General features: G+C 45.9%; 11 protein-coding genes, 1 tRNA gene and 1 pseudogene. 5 read left to right on the top strand and 8 right to left on the bottom strand.

Translation table 11 applies throughout. The features are described from left to right. Positions 1-88 precede the first annotated feature (88 nt). From ACZ5QV_RS04990 to ACZ5QV_RS04980, 3 genes are all read left to right on the top strand, one after another. Positions 89-745, top strand: coding sequence for a DUF2284 domain-containing protein (locus ACZ5QV_RS04990; protein ID WP_464601497.1), 657 nt, complete (start codon positions 89-91; stop codon positions 743-745). A 66-nt stretch (positions 746-811) separates the two neighbouring features. Then, on the top strand, positions 812-1,309 hold the full coding sequence (locus ACZ5QV_RS04985; protein WP_464601496.1) for an inorganic diphosphatase: 498 nt from the start codon (positions 812-814) through the stop codon (positions 1,307-1,309). A gap of 79 nt (positions 1,310-1,388) precedes the next feature. Then, positions 1,389-2,039 (top strand): YggS family pyridoxal phosphate-dependent enzyme, encoded by a 651-nt coding sequence (locus ACZ5QV_RS04980; RefSeq protein WP_464601495.1) that lies wholly within the window; start codon positions 1,389-1,391, stop codon positions 2,037-2,039. Between the two features lie 67 nt (positions 2,040-2,106). On the opposite strand, the gene ACZ5QV_RS04975 is transcribed toward ACZ5QV_RS04980, so the two are convergent. After that, a complete protein-coding gene (locus tag ACZ5QV_RS04975; RefSeq protein WP_464601494.1) occupies positions 2,107-2,859 on the bottom strand; it encodes a winged helix-turn-helix domain-containing protein in 753 nt (250 codons plus the stop codon). 191 nt (positions 2,860-3,050) lie between these two features. On the opposite strand from ACZ5QV_RS04975, the gene ACZ5QV_RS04970 reads away from it, so the two are divergent. Next, entirely contained in the window at positions 3,051-3,290 is a 240-nt protein-coding gene (locus tag ACZ5QV_RS04970; RefSeq protein ID WP_464601493.1) for an MTH865 family protein, read from the top strand. 68 nt (positions 3,291-3,358) lie between these two features. Here the strand turns inward: ACZ5QV_RS04970 and ACZ5QV_RS04965 are convergent. Next, positions 3,359-3,559 (bottom strand): annotated as a pseudogene (locus ACZ5QV_RS04965) (hypothetical protein); the annotation flags it as partial. Positions 3,560-3,685: 126 nt separating this feature from the next. After that, positions 3,686-3,759, bottom strand: a tRNA-Val gene (locus ACZ5QV_RS04960). A 303-nt stretch (positions 3,760-4,062) separates the two neighbouring features. Here ACZ5QV_RS04960 and ACZ5QV_RS04955 point away from each other — a divergent pair. After that, the gene (locus ACZ5QV_RS04955) at positions 4,063-4,836 is read left to right on the top strand and encodes an A24 family peptidase C-terminal domain-containing protein (protein ID WP_464601492.1); all 774 of its coding nucleotides are present in this window, start codon (positions 4,063-4,065) and stop codon (positions 4,834-4,836) included. A 645-nt stretch (positions 4,837-5,481) separates the two neighbouring features. On the opposite strand, the gene ACZ5QV_RS04950 is transcribed toward ACZ5QV_RS04955, so the two are convergent. From ACZ5QV_RS04950 to mutL, 5 genes are all read right to left on the bottom strand, one after another. Beyond that, on the bottom strand, positions 5,482-6,069 hold the full coding sequence (locus ACZ5QV_RS04950) for a cobalt-precorrin-7 (C(5))-methyltransferase (RefSeq protein WP_464601491.1): 588 nt from the start codon (positions 6,067-6,069) through the stop codon (positions 5,482-5,484). Positions 6,070-6,100: 31 nt separating this feature from the next. Continuing rightward, a complete protein-coding gene (locus tag ACZ5QV_RS04945) occupies positions 6,101-7,129 on the bottom strand; it encodes a cobalt-precorrin-5B (C(1))-methyltransferase (protein ID WP_464601490.1) in 1,029 nt (342 codons plus the stop codon). Between the two features lie 499 nt (positions 7,130-7,628). Then, entirely contained in the window at positions 7,629-8,108 is a 480-nt protein-coding gene (locus ACZ5QV_RS04940) for a hypothetical protein (protein WP_464601489.1), read from the bottom strand. 64 nt (positions 8,109-8,172) lie between these two features. After that, entirely contained in the window at positions 8,173-16,935 is an 8,763-nt protein-coding gene (locus tag ACZ5QV_RS04935) for a DUF7507 domain-containing protein (RefSeq protein WP_464601488.1), read from the bottom strand. A gap of 934 nt (positions 16,936-17,869) precedes the next feature. Next, positions 17,870-19,918: a DNA mismatch repair endonuclease MutL gene (gene mutL / locus ACZ5QV_RS04930; RefSeq protein WP_464602034.1), complete on the bottom strand. Its 2,049-nt coding sequence runs from the start codon at positions 19,916-19,918 to the stop codon at positions 17,870-17,872. Positions 19,919-19,937 lie beyond the last annotated feature (19 nt).

The following is a 19,937-nucleotide window of genomic DNA, read 5'->3' as shown; positions in this document are numbered from 1 at the left end:
GGTGGAGGAATAATGGCCTCCTTTCGCCTGAAGAAAGGTCATTTCGATGCACAAAACTATTTTTATTTGATATCTTGTTATATACATCATGATGATTGACGCTGATAACTACCGACTCCTTGAAGAAAAAGCAAAAACCCTTGGCGCAAAAGCCGTCAGGCTGATCCCGGCAGAAACCATCGTGGTTGAGGACCGGACCATCTTAAAGTGTATTTTTGGCTGCAACGGTTACGGAAGCCAGGTCTGTCCCCCTTATATACCAACTGTGGGCGAGTTTAAGAAAATGCTTGCCGACTATGACTGGGCTCTCCTCATTGAATGGAAATCCGAAAATGTCTTTACCCGCGAAGTCAGCGAAAATTTCATAAAATTTAGCGTCGAACTCCCAGAAAACGAAGAAACAAAACGCCAGTTTTTTGAAAACCTGAAAAACGTATTAAAAGACCGCAAAGAAATAATCCAGCCTGGAGTCCTTGAAATCGAAAAACTCGCCTGGACTCTTGGCTACAACACCGCCTTTGCAACCTTCCCTGGCATGTGCGCCTGGTGCGCCACAAGTGATTATTCGGACGTAAAGTGCGCAGGTGCAGCTGGCCCCTGCCATCATCCCACCCTCCGCAGGCCCTGCCTCATGGGGCTCGGGGTGAGAATGGACAAGACGCTTGAAAAACTGGGGACACAGCTCCAGAAGTTTCCGATGGACGATACGGCTCCGTCGCCTTATACGCTGGTTTTACTGGATTGACCAGGGGATTCCCCGAATCCGGAGTTTCTCTTTTTATTTTTTATTTAATAAGTAGGGAGTGTTTATATGATTGAAAGACAGGTTGAATGTGTTACTATAGAAATTCCAAAAGGAAGCCGAAACAAATATGAGTATGATAAAGTAAAAAAAGTAATTAAATTCGACAGAATGCTTTTTTCTTCAATGGTCTATCCCTGCGAGTATGGGTTTTTTCCCGATACTCTGGCCCTTGACGGGGACCCTCTGGATGCCATGGTTTTAACCTGGGAACCTACATTTCCGGGCTGTATTATAGATGTACATCCTGTTGCATTGTTTGACATGGAAGATGACAAGGGCCGGGATGAAAAGATACTCTGTGTTCCGGAAACTGACCCCCTGTGGAATTATATAGAATCAATTGATCAGGTCCCTCCTCACTTATTAAAGGAAATTGCCCACTTCTTTGAAACTTATAAGAATTTAGAACACAAACACGTGAAGATATTTGGCTGGAAAGGGCTCGAAACAGCAGTCAAGACCCTCCGGGAAGCTAAATCTCGATATCTTGAGCAAAATAAGTAATTGGCCGGGCTTGCATAAAGCCACAATTGGAATCATTTAAATACAGCTAGTTTTGAACAAAAACAGTTTTGGGAACAGCATGTCAGTTTATGAAAATACAAAGTTGATCCTTGAGGAGATTGGAAGCACAACACTGGTTTGTGTCACCAAGACGATTGAATCTGAAAGGATAAACGAAGCCATTCGGGCCGGGGCTCGTATCATCGGAGAGAACCGGGTCCAGGAATATGAGGACAAGTGTGAGGATATACTGCCCTGTGAAACACACCTTATAGGCCATCTACAGACAAATAAGGTCAAAAAAGCCGTAGATCTCTTTGATCTTATTCAGTCAATTGACTCCCTGAAGGTGATAAGGAATGTTAACGGGAAAGCCGGCGATATTGACAAAATACAGAAAGTCTTCCTTCAGGTTAACATAGGCAACGAGCCACAAAAATACGGATTCGGACTGGATGAAATAAAAAAGGTAATAACAGAGATCCGTTCTCTCAGGAATGTCCGGGTGGAAGGCCTCATGTGCATCCCTCCTTTTTTACCCCCTGAACAAACCCGTCCCTATTTCAGGAAGATGAAGGTCCTTTTTGATGAAATGAAGCAGGAAAACCGGGACAACATCGATATCAGGGAACTATCAATGGGCATGTCCGGGGACTACAGGATTGCCATCGAGGAAGGAGCCACGATGGTGCGCGTGGGTTCTGCCATATTCGGGGAGAGGGAGTCCTGAGCTTCGAACTCCCGGCCCTCCGCCGTGTGGAGCTCAATGTTATTGAAAACGCTATAATTAAGTAATGTCAATTCTCTTCAGGAACAAGATCAGAATACATTTCACTGACCCCTTCCATAACTTTGAAACCTTTTCCTGTGATCATATAATCACCTCTTTCATGTTGCTGGATGATCATTCTGCTATCCGATAGCTTTTGCAGGTGGAACAAAAGGTTTCCTCCACGAAGGCCTGTAAGTTTGGAAAGGGCAGAGAAGCTCATTGACTGGCAGGAGACGGCTTTTAATATATCAAAACGCCTGGGATGACAGAGAGGTTCGAGCATATCATCGATCACAGCCTGTGACGGGGTAAGTGAAATATTCTTTTTCTGATCTTTGTTTACTTCATATATTCTCAAAGATTGCATGAGGTTGACCTGTTTTTCGAAAAGATCTGATACCTCGGAAAAACAGATGTCACATTTATTATAAGGCATTTCTTTCCTTAGAGTCTTGAGCTCAACACGTTTATTTTCAATAATTTCACCATCGACAGAGGGCTGCTTAATAAGAGCTGCATTTTTCTGTAACATATCTGTGAAAACGGACCTGCATTGCTCAAGCCTGTCACATTTTTTGACCATATTTTTTGAAAGTCCGATCTCGGTATCAGCAATAAGATGCTTTTCCAGGACATCCGAATAGTCACTTCTGACAAATGCCAGAATGGATTCAAAATGTTGCCTGTTGGAATCCTCGATAAATGTCCTGATATCTCCCTGGATCTCATCGAGTTTTGTTTTTATATCGCCAATCTCAGAATCGGAATTTTCATTCATAATAAGGAAACTTATGCACATGCTTTATAAGAGTTTCTGGTAAGCCTCTAAGGGTCATTGGAGTCACTCTAATGTATTAAGTGCAGTGCAGTGCCGATTAAGTATATATGAGTAACCGTAGTATTACGTATTGTGGCTCTATCCTTCCAGAGGATATACAACCATCATAATAAAATAAAGGAGCAACAAATATGAGCGTAAAAGAAGAGATTCATTCCCAGATCGCTGGCGCACTTGCAGGTGCAAAATTCCCTATCAAAACACCAGAAGATTTACTTGCAGCCTTTCCGGCAGGTGCAGATACCAAATGTAAGTCAGGAAACGTCGAAATAACCGCAGGTGAAGCAGGAAAGCTTCTTACGGCAGCGGACTTCCCAGTCAAAAGTGCAAAGCAGATAGCAGACGTCCTCGTTGAAAGGGCAGGATTATAAATACCCCCTTTCTTTTTCTTTTCTAAAAAACAGTAACTATCCAGCCCATTGATAAAATACGTATAGTTTCACATAATGCTGCAACTATCAGTATAATAGTGGCATAGTGGCGCTCCATTAAGCACCGCTAGAATAGCTTCCGCAACATTCAAGCTATTTTTTTCTAATAGGGGTATGTATCCCTGAATTCTGCAGAAATCTACTGCTCCTTCTATTCTTTGGAAAGTTCTGGATATTTTCTTTTGTAGTTCCCTAATCTCTTTGGACGACAATTTCGATGGCAACCTGTAAGTTGTACAACCAAAAGCCAGATCAGACCTCGAATCAAGACCGGAAAAATTGGAAAAGAAGCTCTCAAAACACCTGGAATCAGAAAAGAAGAATGAAGAAGAGAGTGGGCCCGCTGAGATTCGAACTCAGGACCTCCGCCGTGTGAAGGCGACGTCATAACCGACTAGACCACGAGCCCACTAAGGTTTCGGATAAGTGCTTTAATCTTAAGCAACATAAAATAGAACTTCTAATGTATAAGCTTATCGGCCGGGCCATTTAATTTCTTTTTTAAAGTTGTCGTGATTCGGGCCTGTGGGCTGCTCGCACCGGTGATTATATATGCCTGATTCACAATTATTTCTATAGTAATATCCTTCAAATGTTCTTCTATTATAATATCCTCAATTATACAGGTCCCTTTTCCACTACGAATTTTTAACAAAAAAGAATTGCCGTAAGTTCTGAAAAACAAAAATATCTCTCAAATGCGCGGGTTCCCATGATAGAAATCCTGAAAATTCTCTTTTGCATGCCTTTTTTACTCTACTCCTGCTATTCTGACTTCAAAAGTCGCATGGTCTCAAACAGGCTCTGGAAATACATGCTCGCCTCGGGTTCGGTCTTCGTGTTCTACGAACTCTTTTTCGGGGTGTTTCCCCCCTTCACCTACCTGAAAGCCCTCCTGTTTTCCTCGGTGCTGGTCTTTGTAACCGTATATGTCCTCTTCCAGTTCGGGGCCTTCGGGGGGGGGGACGCTAAAGGCCTTATAGTACTCTCCATACTGCTTCCCACATACCCGGTCTTTGAGTTCCTGGGGGTAAATTATCCCCTCCTGGGCCTTCCCCCAATCGGGCTTTTTACCTTTACCGTACTCGGAAACGCCCTCCTGCTGACAATCATCGTTCCCCTGGGGATGTTCTGCTACAACCTTCTGCACTTCTCCCCGGATATGCTCAAAAAACCGTTTTACATGTTCATCGGGTACAGGACCCCGGTGTCTTCCCTCGGGGAAAAAGAACACCTGGCTCTCCTTGAGAAATTCGAAGAAACGGAAGACGGCAAAATAAAAAGAAAATATGCCAGGGCCGGTTTAAACTTCGAGGCAAACCAGCACAGCGAACTTGAAACTTATATGAAAAAAGGGCTTATTGAAAACAAAGTCTGGGTAACCCCGGGCCTACCCTTCATGTTCTCAATTACCGGGGGCTTTATTGCGGCCGTGCTCTTCGGGGACCTGATCTTTTACATGACTCTGTTTTTTATCGTGGGCTGAAAGGCCGGATTTCCGGGATTTTTCCATATTTTCTTGGAAAGTCCTGGCAAAATTTAAACCACGGAACACACGGAATACACGGAAAAAAAAGGCCGTAAGACGGCAATTACGGTTTTTCCAGCATTTTTTAGTCCTCTTTAAAGAATCCGGGGCATTTCTTGAATCCTATTGCATAAAGATCCAACTTACTCACCGGCCATCAGGCCGGTTTCCGTGTCCTTCCGTGCTTTTCCGTGGTTAAGGAATGGTATACAAAAATACTTGATATTATATTTGACTCATTCCTTAGGAATGGTGAATATATAACTTCAGGTTTTATTTTGGGAGTTGCTTCATACTCATACAGATTGTGTTTTTGTTGGCAGAGACGTTTGGTGTGTGCACTCAAACCACGGAAGGCACGGAAACACACGGAAAAAAGAACGCCGGAGATACACCATTTTCGGTTGCTCTGGCGTTTTATCCAAATGGTTTTTGAAATTGTTATTTTAGTGACCCGGCAATCCACCGGCCGTCAGGCCGGTTTCCGTGTCATTCCGTGTTTTCCGTGCTTAAAAGAGTCCGGAAAAATAATTAAACCACGGATGAACACAGATGAACACAGATAAACACGCATTGTTTTAATCCCTGTCTATCTGGGGTAGTTCACCGTTTCTGCACGACCAAGAGCCCGTAAAGGATGGTCTCGGCAAGTGGGGGATTTTCAGGCGTGCCTTTTTCAATGCGTTCCTCCGGGTAGCCCAGGTTTTCGCAGGTATAGAGTTCGGCCTCTATCCCGAGTTTCCGAAGGACTCCGGCCACCTCCACAGAGCCGAATTTCGAGTCCGGCAGCAGGAAAATATTCCGGCCGTTTTTGAGTTCCTGAATAAGTTCGGCTTTTGCGGGCTCAAAGTTCCTGCCATGGGCCGTGATTGCGGTCAGGTTGGTGATGTTTACCCTCGTCCGGGCGCAGGCTACCTGAAGAGAGGAAATTCCCGGGATTATCCTGTCCTTCTCCCCCGCAAACTTTCCGAGGCCCGAAAACATGGGGTCGCCTGTTGAGAGCACAACCGCATCATCCGGCAGGAGGTGCAGGGCTTTGTAGTCCTTAATCGTGCTTGCTTCACGATGGAGATATTTCTCTGCAAGTTCGAGGGCCCGTTTTGAGCCGTAAACCGCAGATGCATCCCTTATAGCTTCAATCCCTTCCTCGGTGAGCATACCGGGGCCAACGCCTACTCCTACAACTATCATTTTTTAATTCCCCTTCTGTTTTTTTATAAATTCAGTAATTTTTAGATTTGCTGTCCATAAGGACAGTCCCGTCTCTCTCGATAACCACAATCCGGGCCCCGTTTCCTTTCTCGATCGCCATCTCAAAAGCTTCCCTAAGGCGTTCGTGTTCCGGGGCTATTTTAAGCATCTCAACAACCGTCGCATACCCACTTTTCTCCAGCATCTTCGGGTTTCCCCATTTGAGGACAAGGCCGGGCAGGCCACAGACTACGATTTCCCTATCTCCTGCGGCAGACCCCATGCCTTCCGAGATCCTGCTCCCGACCATCACAACGGTGTGGTCCGGGAAAAGCATGGTCGAGTAGCGCATCCCTATTCGGCCGGTGGTCAGCACGACTTTTTTCGCGTCCTTGATAAGGTCTCCTTTGGTCTCGCCCATGTGGTCGTTCCAGGGCTCCACAAAACCAGTGCTTCCGAGCACGGAAATCCCGCCAACGACCCCTATCCTGCTATTCAGAGTCTCCTTTCCGATCCTTTCCCCATCCGGGATAGAGATCGTAACTTCCGCACCCCTGAGCCCCAGTTCCTCGACAGCTTCCCGGACTGCGGCTCTGATCTGCCCCATGGGTTTCGGGTTTATGGCGGGCTCGCCTTTCGGGACCTGAAGGCCGTCCCTCGTCACCCTACCGATTCCTTTTCCACCGTGGATGAGGATTCCGTCTACCTCCCGGGCCTCGGCCACGAATTCGATTCCTCTTGTGATATCGGACTCATGGTCGTTGTAGATTTTCTTTACGGAAGCCAGGCCTTTTTCGGCTCGCTCGACCTTGAGGTGGGCCCGGAGGCCCACAGGTGTCGGGACCGAAACGTTTTCAACCCTTTTTTTCAGAGAAAGGACCGCAGCTTTTGCAGCCGCAGTCGCAGTTGTCCCGGTGGTGTACCCGCGCTTCAGTATAGATCCGTCGCTCAGGACCACGACCATCCCGGAGGCCACCTTTTCTTCCAGCTCAGCTTCCGGAATCCCTGTAAGGGCGATCCACTCTTCCGGGATCTTAAAATTGTTAACGGGATCTATCATAGTAGATACTTCGAGTTTTTTATTATAAATCTATTGACGTAGAAAGACGATGGGCAATGATTGGGTGATAAAAGGTAAAAATGAAGAGTAAAAATGAAGAGTAAAAGTGAAGAGTAAAAGTGAAGAGTAAAAGTGAAGAGTAAAAGTGAAGAGTAAAAGTGAAGAGTAAAAATAAAGAGTAAAAATGAAGAGTAGAAATAAAGAGTAAAAGTGAAGAGTAAAAGTGAAGAGTAAAAGAGAATGAGCAAAGTTTTGTAGCTTTCTGAAAAAAGGGGGATGTGGCATCATACTGAGGAGATGTTGGGGGGTTTCATACGTTTTTCTAAAATTTTGGGTTTTTCCGCTTCGGATATGAGGGGGGTCATTCCGAGCTGGAGGGTTGGTGTGTGTGTGAAAAATAGTTTTTAGGGATGATGCCACAGATGTTATCTTTTCAGCTAACACCAGACAAATCAATTGTGTAATGTCATATAAATACATTGGTTAAAACGGATTTTTTTTACCCGGTCCGCGCAAACATCCTGTCCAGTTTTTCTCTTGTAAAGGAGATTTTCGTGGGTCTCCCGTGGGGGCAGGAGTAGGTTTTTCCCGTTTTTTTCAACTGCTCTGCAAGTTCTTCCATCTGTCGGGTAGAACATGCTGCTCCCCCTTTTATAGCGACCCTGCAGTCCAGGGTCTTGCAAAGCTTTTTCGAAAGCCCTGTTTCATTCCTGATCCTCCCTGCCGCAAGAACGTTCTTAATGATGTCGTGGATCAACTCCGGCTCCCCAAGCTTTCCAAAGACTTCCGGAACAAAAGTGACAACGTAAGTATTATCCCCGAACTCCGAGACTCCGAAACCGTATTCCTCAAGAAAGGGCTCGTAGTTGAAACTTGTCTGCCCGAAAAGGTAGAATGTAACAGTAGTGCCTGAAACATCGGCCGGAAAAGAAAGCCCGGGGGCACTCACATAACTGAAACATGCAGACTGTATTTCCACAACCTGTCTGATTTCACTCCCAAATAAACAAAGTAGAGGAAGTGAGTCACTTCCTCAACTCAATTTAACTGAAGTATTTTCCTAGTACGTTCAGTATCTGATCATCAATCATTTCACTGCCAGGATCGAAATAGTCTCCAAGTGCAGCCAGTACTTCATCGTCGTTGATTTCACCATCTTTCGGGTTGGTGTCGTACTGTACCCAGAACTCCTGTTCATCATCGTCATAGATCTTCTCCGGCGAGGGATATAGCCTTAAGTCCCCGATGGTGGCAAAACCCACAAGACCTGGAACAGGCGCAGGCAAGGGCGGAAACACCTGGTTAAGGTAAAGCTTGTCCACACACGTCCAGGTGTCAGAGCAATCGGAATCAATGTAACCAATTGAATTTGCGATTGCTCCTCCTAATGGGTGTACATCCAATACTCTAGCTTCGACCAGATCGGAATCTCCTGCTCTCACGGTGGTATAGGCGGCATCATAGCCTTTAGTTGGAGTCAACCTCACGTCAAAGAGTGATACCCGACCAAGACCAGCAGCGGAACTTATGTCTATATAGAGCGGATCACCAAGATCATACGTCATGTCACCATTGATGTCGAAGAATGCCACGTTATAACCCAGTCCAGGAGTGGCCAAGCCGGGAGTAAGTGGAATCAACGGTTTGTTCAGGTCAAGATCATTGGCTACCTTTGTGTTTGCTGGGTACTTGAAATCCAAATCATTCGCTGGCACGTTATGCCACGGAGTGAGTCTGATATCTCCGGCTTCGATTACATTATTGCTGTTGTCAACATCTATGTACAGGGTGTCCCTATCATCGAAAACCAGGTCACCATCGTAGTCGTAGAATTTAAGTTCTGCAGTGGCTATACCCAGGTTTTTCAGCACATAAACTGCATCAACATCACAAAGTTCAACTTTTGTTCCACAGGAAGGCCAGCACTCATTTGCAATGGCTTCCGGCGGAATATACAGTCTCATATCACCGATGGTTACAAAGCGGTCAAATCCGAGCAATTTTTGGGTAGTAACGTTATAGATTGGCTGCTCAAGGTAAAGCTTGTCCGGACATGTCCAGGTGCCGCTACAGTCATCGTCAATGTAACCAATCAACTGTGCAGGCGTCGTAGTAAATTCACCTACCGGCCAGAAAGGCCAGGGATCATGCAGGTCCAGATCTCCTGCCCGAACTGTAGTGTAGGCCTTATAGCCATATTCCTCTCTCGGAGTGAGTCTGATATCATAAAGTGATATTATGCTGTTATTGTCCATATCCACATAAAGAGGGTCCGAAATATCATATCCCGGCTGGCCAGCTGCGTTGTTTACATCAAAGAATTTGATCAGGCCAGCTTGAGACGGATATAGAAGGGGCATTCCCTGGTCATTTTCATTTATCACCTTGGTATTCGCCGGATACTTGAAATCCGGGTGACCTTCAGGGACGTTGGGCCAGGGTGTGATCCTCACATCCCCGTTATCAACGACACCCGGCGACCCAGAAATGTTTACAATGTCTATGTAAGCACTGTCTATTCCATCAAATACACCATCACCACCACTGAAGTCGTAGAAACCGATTCTTACTCCTATTTGACCATTGGCAGGGTTAGTAGGAGTACTGAGTGTATAAACCGCATCAATATCTCCTTCTTCAACCTTTGTCCCACAAGAAGGCCAGTACTCATTTTCAATGATTGCAGGTGGAATGTAGATTCTCAGATCTCCGATAGTTACGAAGAAGTTAGCGTTTACATCGAAATCACCACTTGCCCCGGTAGTATCGTTGTTCTTGGGCTGCTGCAGATAGAGTTTGTCAGGGCAGGTCCAGTCAGTACTGCAATCATCATCGATGTAACCTAGAAGGTCTGCAAATGTTCCTGCAGCTGCAGGGTTGTCCGGATTGTCTGGCATCAGAGTAAGCGTCTGTCCTTTGTCACCATCATATGCTCCGACTGTGGTGTATGCGCTGTATCCCCATCCGTTGGCAGTAAGCCTTATGTCGTGAACTTCGACGACAAGACCACCATCTCCGGCGTTTACATCAACATAAATGGGATCTTCGATGTCATATCTTCCATCGTTTTCGAGATCAATGAAATAAAGCACAACCTGTCCTCCCGCTGGAACCACAAGAGGACGCCCCTGGTCATCGTCATTGGCAACCTTGGTGTTTGCAGGATACTTAAACTGTGAATCATTGGCTGGAACATTATGCCAGGGCGTGATCCTCACGTCAATGTTCGGGTCGATTACACCGTCACCGTCCATATCGATGTATCCCGAATCATCATCATCAAAAGCCCCGACAGTGCCGCCATTTATGTTGTAATCGTAGAAAGCAAATTGCGGGACACCTGGGAAAGCAAATGATAGTGCGTATACCGGCCCCAGGCAACCATATGATATCCCATTGTAATGGCTCGGGTCTTCATCGGAATAATTAGTCCCGTTGTACTGGCCTGTTACATTGCCTATGTTTGCGTACTGTCCCAGTGTTGCCGTTCCTGTGGCTTTATATATCCATACTTCTCCCTGCTCCAGTACATTGTCTCCATCGTCTCCTGACTGGTAAACCGGAGTTACTCCCTGGTCATCAGTTACAACAATGTTCATGAAATTAACTATACTTGGGTTGCTTACCACATATTCCCAGGTTACATTGTTCCCAACCGTAATCGACGTGCCTGGTGAAGTGTCAGCATCACAGCCATTCGTTGACTTCTCGATGTCAATTGCCGGAGCCGGTGCTTCTTCTCCAAGGTAGTGACTCGGATCCGTATCATTTACTGAGAAGCCGTTGTAATGGCCGGTAGCCGTACCATTATTGGAGTACTGGCCTAAAGTCGCAGTTCCTGTTTCGTTATAGGTCCAGACTTCGCCTGGTTCGAGTATATTGTTTCCATTATCACCGGACAGATAAGCAGGATTTACTCCTCCCTGGTCATCAGTTACGTTAATGTTTGTGAGATTCACGTTCCCGGTATTGGTTACATTGTAAATCCAGATTACATCGTTTCCAATCGGAATCGTCGGGCCTGGTGGAGTATCGGCATCCTTTCCGTTGGTTGACTTTTCTATGTCAATAGAAGCATTCGATCCAAAGTAATGGCTCGGATCCGTATCATTTACTGAGAAGCCGTTGTAATGGCCGGTAGCCGTACCATTATTGGAGTACTGGCCTAAAGTCGCAGTTCCTGTTTCGTTATAGGTCCAGACTTCGCCTGGTTCGAGTATATTGTTTCCATTATCACCGGACAGATAAGCAGGATTTACTCCTCCCTGGTCATCAGTTACGTTAATGTTTGTGAGATTCACGTTCCCGGTATTGGTTACATTGTAAATCCAGATTACATCGTTTCCAATCGGAATCGTCGGGCCTGGTGGAGTATCGGCATCCTTTCCGTTGGTTGACTTTTCTATGTCAATAGAAGCATTCGATCCAAAGTAATGGCTCGGATCCGAATCATTGACAGAGAAGCCGTTGTAATCACCTTTAGCCGTCCCGTTATTTGCGTACTGGCCTAAAGTCGCAGTTCCTGTTGCGTTATAGGTCCAGACTTCGCCTGGTTCGAGTATATTGTTTCCATTACCGCCGGACAGATAAGCAGGATTTACTCCTCCCTGGTCATCAGTTACGTTAATGTTTGTGAGATTCACGTTCCCGGTATTGGTTACATTGTAAATCCAGATTACATCGTTTCCAATCGGAATCGTCGGGCCTGGTGGAGTATCGGCATCCTCACCGTTGGTTGACTTTTCTATGTCAATAGAAGCATTCGATCCAAGGTAGTGACTCGGATCCGTATCATTTACTGAGAAGCCGTTGTAATGGCCGGTAGCCGTACCGTTATTTGCGTACTGGCCTAAAGTCGCAGTTCCTGTTTCGTTATAGGTCCAGACTTCGCCTGGTTCGAGTATATTGTTTCCATTATCACCAGACAGATAAGCAGGATTTACTCCTCCCTGGTCATCAGTTACGTTAATGTTTGTGAGATTCACGTTCCCGGTATTGGTTACATTGTAAATCCAGATTACCTCGTTTCCAATCGGAATCGTTGGGCCTGGTGGAGTATCGGCATCCTCTCCGTTGGTTGACTTTTCTATGTCAATAGAAGCATTCGATCCAAAGTAGTGGCTCGGATCCGTATCATTGACGGAGAAGCCGTTGTAATGGCCGGTAGCCGTCCCGTTATTTGCGTACTGGCCTAAAGTCGCAGTTCCTGTTTCGTTGTAGGTCCAGACTTCGCCTGGTTCGAGTATATTGTTTCCATTATCACCGGACAGATAAACAGGATTTACTCCTCCCTGGTCATCAGTTACGTTAATGTTTGTGAGATTCACGTTCCCGGTATTGGTTACATTGTAAATCCAGATTACATCGTTTCCAATCGGAATCGTCGGGCCTGGTGGAGTATCGGCATCCTCTCCGTTGGTTGACTTTTCTATGTCAATAGAAGCATTCGATCCAAAGTAGTGGCTCGGATCCGTATCATTGACGGAGAAGCCGTTGTAATGGCCGGTAGCCGTCCCGTTATTTGCGTACTGGCCTAAAGTCGCAGTTCCTGTTTCGTTGTAGGTCCAGACTTCACCTGGTTCGAGTATATTGTTTCCATTATCACCGGACAGATAAACAGGATTTACTCCTCCCTGGTCATCAGTTACGTTAATGTTTGTGAGATTCACGTTCCCGGTATTGGTTACATTGTAAATCCAGATTACATCGTTTCCAATCGGAATCGTCGGGCCTGGTGGAGTATCGGCATCCTCTCCGTTGGTTGACTTTTCTATGTCAATAGAAGCATTCGATCCAAAGTAGTGGCTCGGATCCGTATCATTGACGGAGAAGCCGTTGTAATGGCCGGTAGCCGTCCCGTTATTTGCGTACTGGCCTAAAGTTGCAGTTCCTGTTTCGTTGTAGGTCCAGACTTCGCCTGGTTCGAGTATATTGTTTCCATTATCACCGGACAGATAAACAGGATTTACTCCTCCCTGGTCATCAGTTACGTTAATGTTTGTGAGATTCACGTTCCCGGTATTGGTTACATTGTAAATCCAGATTACATCGTTTCCAATCGGAATCGTCGGGCCTGGTGGAGTATCGGCATCCTCTCCGTTGGTTGACTTTTCTATGTCAATAGAAGCATTCGATCCAAAGTAGTGGCTCGGATCCGTATCATTGACGGAGAAGCCGTTGTAATGGCCGGTAGCCGTCCCGTTATTTGCGTACTGGCCTAAAGTCGCAGTTCCTGTTTCGTTGTAGGTCCAGACTTCACCTGGTTCGAGTATATTGTTTCCATTATCACCGGACAGATAAACAGGATTTACTCCTCCCTGGTCATCAGTTACGTTAATGTTTGTGAGATTCACGTTCCCGGTATTGGTTACATTGTAAATCCAGATTACATCGTTTCCAATCGGAATCGTCGGGCCTGGTGGAGTATCGGCATCCTCTCCGTTGGTTGACTTTTCTATGTCAATAGAAGCATTCGATCCAAAGTAGTGGCTCGGATCCGAATCATTGACGGAGAAGCCGTTGTAATGGCCGGTAGCCATCCCGTTATTTGCGTACTGGCCTAAAGTCGCAGTTCCTGTTTCGTTGTAGGTCCAGACTTCACCTGGTTCGAGTATATTGTTTCCATTATCACCGGACAGATAAACAGGATTTACTCCTCCCTGGTCATCAGTTACGTTAATGTTTGTGAGATTCACGTTCCCGGTATTGGTTACATTGTAAATCCAGATTACATCGTTTCCAATCGGAATCGTCGGGCCTGGTGGAGTATCGGCATCCTCTCCGTTGGTTGACTTTTCTATGTCAATAGAAGCATTCGATCCAAAGTAGTGGCTCGGATCCGTATCATTGACGGAGAAGCCGTTGTAATGGCCGGTAGCCGTCCCGTTATTTGCGTACTGGCCTAAAGTTGCAGTTCCTGTTTCGTTGTAGGTCCAGACTTCGCCTGGTTCGAGTATATTGTTTCCATTATCACCGGACAGATAAACAGGATTTACTCCTCCCTGGTCATCAGTTACGTTAATGTTTGTGAGATTCACGTTCCCGGTATTGGTTACATTGTAAATCCAGATTACATCGTTTCCAATCGGAATCGTCGGGCCTGGTGGAGTATCGGCATCCTCTCCGTTGGTTGACTTTTCTATGTCAATAGAAGCATTCGATCCAAAGTAGTGGCTCGGATCCGTATCATTGACGGAGAAGCCGTTGTAATGGCCGGTAGCCGTCCCGTTATTTGCGTACTGGCCTAAAGTCGCAGTTCCTGTTTCGTTGTAGGTCCAGACTTCACCTGGTTCGAGTATATTGTTTCCATTATCACCGGACAGATAAACAGGATTTACTCCTCCCTGGTCATCAGTTACGTTAATGTTTGTGAGATTCACGTTCCCGGTATTGGTTACATTGTAAATCCAGATTACATCGTTTCCAATCGGAATCGTCGGGCCTGGTGGAGTGTCGGCATTCTCTCCGTTGGTTGACTTTTCTATGTCAATAGAAGCATTCGATCCAAAATAATAACTCGAACCTTCCCCTGAATAATTATTGCCGTTGTACTCGCCTGTTGCATTACCTACGTTAGTGTACTGGCCTCCCGTTGCAATTCCTGTTGCGTTGTATATCCATACTTCACCAGGCTCAAGTATATCATCGTCTCCAACATCTCCTGACTGGTAAACTGGAGTTACTCCCTGGTCATCAGTTACAGTAATGTTAGTGAGATTCACGTTACCCGTGTTGTTTACCTGGTATTCCCATGTGATCGTTTCTCCTACGGGAACTATGGGCCCGGGCGGAGTTGCAGAATCATTGCCGTTGGTTAATTTAGCGAGAGTGATCGACGCATTCGCTCCAAAATAATAACTCGAACCTTCCCCTGAATAATTATTGCCGTTGTACTCGCCTGTTGCATTACCTACGTTAGTGTACTGGCCTCCCGTTGCAATTCCTGTTGCGTTGTATATCCATACTTCACCAGGCTCAAGTATATCATCGTCTCCAACATCTCCTGACTGGTAAACTGGAGTTACTCCCTGATCATCAGTTACAGTAATGTTAGTGAAATTCACGTTACCCGTGTTGTTTACCTGGTATTCCCATGTGATCGTTTCTCCTACGGGAACTATGGGCCCGGGCGGAGTTGCAGAATCATTGCCGTTGGTTAATTTAGCGAGAGTGATCGACGCATTCGCTCCAAAGTAATAGCTTGAATCTTCACCGTAATATTCAGTCCCGTTGTACTCGCCTGTTGCATTACCTACGTTAGTGTACTGGCCTCCCGTTGCAATTCCTGTTGCGTTGTATATCCATACTTCACCAGGCTCAAGTATATCATCGTCTCCAACATCTCCTGACTGGTAAACTGGAGTTACTCCCTGGTCATCAGTTACAGCAATGTTAGTGAGATTCACGTTACCCGTGTTGTTTACCTGGTATTCCCATGTGATCGTTTCTCCTACGGGAACTATGGGCCCGGGCGGAGTTGCAGAATCATTGCCGTTGGTTAATTTAGCGAGAGTGATCGACGCATTCGCTCCAAAGTAATAGCTCGAATCGTCATCGGAATAGTTAATACCATAGAACTCGCCTGTTGCATTACCTACGTTTGTGTACTGTCCTCCCGTCGCAATTCCTGTTGCGTTATAGATCCATACTTCCCCAGGTTCGAGTATATCATCGTCTCCAACATCTCCTGACTGGTAAACTGGAGTTACTCCCTGGTCATCAGTTACAGTAATGTTAGTGAGATTCACGTTACCCGTGTTGTTTACCTGGTATTCCCATGTGATCGTTTCTCCTACGGGAACTATGGGCCCGGGTGGAGTGGCAGAATCATTGCCGTTGGTTAACTTTTTTAAATCAATCATCAGAGGTATTGGGACAACCCCTCTAAACGGGTAAAAGTAAAGCCCTGTTTTATCTGCTGAATTTGTATTTTCCAGCGATTTAGCAATCAGTTGTCCTTCCACCTTTGAGTTTTTATATTCAAAATCAGCATATGGAGCCAGAATGCTGCCTTTCCAGTCCATATTGTCTATTGATATCTTTGTCGCATTATAGAAATTCCAGATAGTAGTCTGCCAGGCAGCTCCACTGTTATTCCCGTTGAAACGCATATCAAGGTTCGACTGTGGGTTACAGTTTGTCCTATCAACATTGATGATGACGCTTGAATTTGGTGGAACATTCAGGGTAACATCCCCTAACTTACTCCAATCTGTATCATCAACATGGAAAACGTTAAGGGTTGGACTTGTGCCTGTTAAATTCAATATCTTATTGGCCCCGCTTCCGGTAATGGTAACCGTCGTTCCCGGCGGTTCTGAGAGGTTGGCCCAGTATGCGGATAGGGATTTAAGGTACTCTTCCTCTGCTGTAAAGTTGATTGGAAAACTGGGGTTATACAAAGTACCATTGAGAATCCCTACAGACTCATGGTTGACGGTTCCACCAACGTGCATATCACCTTCAATCACCTGTCCCGAATTCCCCGCTTGTTCTGTCCAGTCCGAATTGCCCCCTACAACCATTCCGATTCCCACAGAGTTACCACCCGGAGGCAATAAAGTTCCTATGCTAACATTTTTAGTAAGATCTGCATTGCCCCCCAGGGCTAAAGCGCCTTCACTGATGCCTCCAACATGCTCTACATCCTCGAATATGAAGCCGTTGTAATCCCCGGCAATTCTAAATGGATTTGTATCAGCGGCTGCTGGTATTGTTAATAATAACGTTCCGATTATCAGCAGAAAAAAGCAAAGGTAATTTTTGCTTTTCCGGTCATGTTCCCTCTTTTTGAGGAAAGTAAACACTATCTGTTGTATATCTATACCCCCTTATCTATTTTCATTTGTAACGCCCCCAAATCTCGGCATCATGGTACCGTGAAGGTACCGCTAATCTTCATCAATACCGATTTACTTGATGACTCTTGTGTATATGAGTGGGAATAAACCATATTTTAAATATACGGAAATATAGTTATTGAACATATATCTCAAATACTATTAGTTAGTTTATATACTTAATAAAATATAAATTTATGAATATAATTATGTAAATATACAATGGTGAAGATAGTTCAATCGATATACCACATAATTTAGATATATTACAGAAAAGCAGCGGCACAGTCAAAAGGGTCATTTAATGTTTGTCCAATATAACAAATCTTAATTCAAGACTGAATCTGTTTTTATGATGGTTGCACACAAAAAAACAAAATACCTGATGTTTTACATGATTTATGTATAAAATCTGAAGCCCGAAAAATAAAAAATATCCCCTTTATTTTGAAAATACTTTATTTTTTTTTGAAGCCGGATATATTTTGTATGTTTCAATGAAAACCGGCTGAATGCAAAACACACGTCAATCCTTACTCAAGATCATTTTCGACAAAGTCGGAACTGTCGAGGAAGAGGTCTTCTGCTGTCTGAGATTAATCATGAAGCATTCATAAAATCATCAAATCTCGAATTTTAAAAACAAAGATTTGTAGCTTTCTGGAAAAAAGGGGTGTGGCACCATCCCGCGAGGATATTGGGGGGTGTTTCATGCATTTTTCTAAAATTTAGGGTTTTTCCATTTCGGAAATAATGAGGGGACATTCCGAATTGGGGGGTTGGTGTGTGTGTGAAAAATAGTTTTTAGGGATGATGCCACAGGTGTTATCTCTTCAGCTAACACCAGATTGACTATTTGTGTAATGTTATATAAATGTGGGTGGAAGGCTGGTGCTTTTTATCAGCTCCGTGCAAACATCCTGTCCAGTTCCTCTCTTGTGAAGGTGATTATTGTGGGTCTCCCGTGGGGGCAGGAGTAAGGATTTTCCGTTTTTTTCAACTGCTCTAAAAGTTCCTCCATCTGCCGGATTGAGCATGTGGCACCTCCTTTTATCGCGGCCCTGCAGGCCAGGGTCTTGCAGAGCTTTTCCGAAACTCCTGTCTCGTTTTTGACCTTCCCGGCCGCAAGGACATCCGAAATGATGTCGTGGACCAGCTCCGGGTCTCCAAGCCTCCCAAATATTTCCGGAACAAAAGTGACAACGTAAGTATTGTCCCCGAACTCCGAGACCCCAAAGCCGTATTCCTCAAGGAAGGGGATGTACTCTTCCATAAGCACCTTTTCCTTAGGGGTCAGCTCGATAGTCACGGGGGTTATAAGCTCCTGGACCCTGGCCTTTTTCATTTTCCTGATCTGTTCGTAGAGGATGCGTTCATGGGCTGCGTGCTGGTCAATAATTACAAGGTCCCCCGCTTTTTCGGCCAGGATGTAGAGCTTGGAGACCTGCCCTATTACACGCAGGCCTTCGAGAGGTGCGGAAGTCGAGGGGTCGGAAGTTGAGGATGCGGAACTTTTTAGGATTTTTTCTTCTTTCTTTTCCTCCTTTTCCCCTAAATTTTCTTCTCCTTCTTTTTCCTCTCGCTTTTCCTCTTCTACAGCTCTCTCCTTCTCCCCTTCATATTTTTCATTTTTCGGAGCTAGCTCTTCAAGCAGTCGCTCCGACCTCCTGAGCCGTTTTTCCGTGTCCCGGACCGGGTAGCTGTAGGTCTCGTTTTTCTCTTTTACCGTCTCCCGGCTACTTTCCAGAAGTTCTTCGGGCGTAGTGGCCCGCAAAAAAGGCGGTTCGGGAGAGTTCTGCTTTGAGCTCTGCTCCGAGTTCTGCTTTGAGTTTTGTTTTGAGTTCTGCTCTGAGTTTTTCCCGGTCTCCATTTTTCCCGTGGCCGAGTCCACAAAGGCTTGCTGGACCGTTTTCTGCCGTTTTTCCCTCATCTCGGGCACAAGTTCGTGCTCCGACAGGGCCTTTTCAACCGCCAGGGTAACAGTCTCACATACCTCCTTTTCCCGGCTGAAGCGGACCTCGGTCTTTCGTGGGTGTACGTTTACGTCCACTTCCCGTGGGTCCAGGATAAGGGAGATCACCGCGACCGGGTAGCGCCCTTTCGGGACTTTTGTGTAATAGCCGAGCTTTATTGCGGCATTCAGGGCCCTAGAGGTCACAGGCCTCGAGTTTACGAAAAGGAAGAGCTGGTCGGGCCCGCCCCGGGTCAGTTCGGGTTTTGAGACGTAGCCTCTGACCCCGGCGGTTCCGGTGGTCCCGTTCTCTGAAAGGGGAAGCATGGAACGGGCGGTTTCAGGCCCGAGCAGGTTCACGACCGTATTGAAGAGTTCCTTTGAGCCCGGGTTCCGGAGCAGGGCCTTTCCCTCGCTTAAGAGGGTAAAGGAGATTTCCGGGTTTCCCAGGGCCAGGTTCATGACGATGTCCGTTATATGGGCAAGTTCGGTCCGGTCGCCTTTCAGGTACTTGCGCCGGGCAGGGATGTTGTAGAAAAGGTCTCTTACCTGTACAGAAGTTCCCGGAGCTGTCCCGGTGTCCGAAATCTCCTCGACTTTTCCTCCCTCAATAACAACCTTCGTCCCCTCAAGCTTTTCCCGGGGCCGGGTTACAAGTTCCACTCTGGCAACGGATGCGATGGATGAAAGGGCCTCTCCCCGAAAACCCATCGTGCTAACGCTTTCCAGGTCCTCGACCTTTTCGAGTTTGCTTGTTGCGTGTTTCTCAAAAGAAAGGACTGCGTCCTTCCTGCTCATCCCGCAGCCGTTGTCCCGGATCAGGACGAGCTCTTTTCCACCTTTCTCAACCTCGATCCTTATGTCCGTGGCCCCGGAGTCAAGCGCGTTGTCCACAAGTTCCTTTACGACAGATGCGGGGCGTTCAATGACTTCTCCTGCGGCAATCTTGTTTATGGTGTCCTTATCAAGGACCCGGATGATATCTCCCTGGGTTTCCATTTTTTTTCGCTCCACTTTT

It is taken from the genome of Methanosarcina baltica (assembly GCF_055394095.1).
This window is presented reverse-complemented; position numbering and strand designations above follow the sequence as displayed.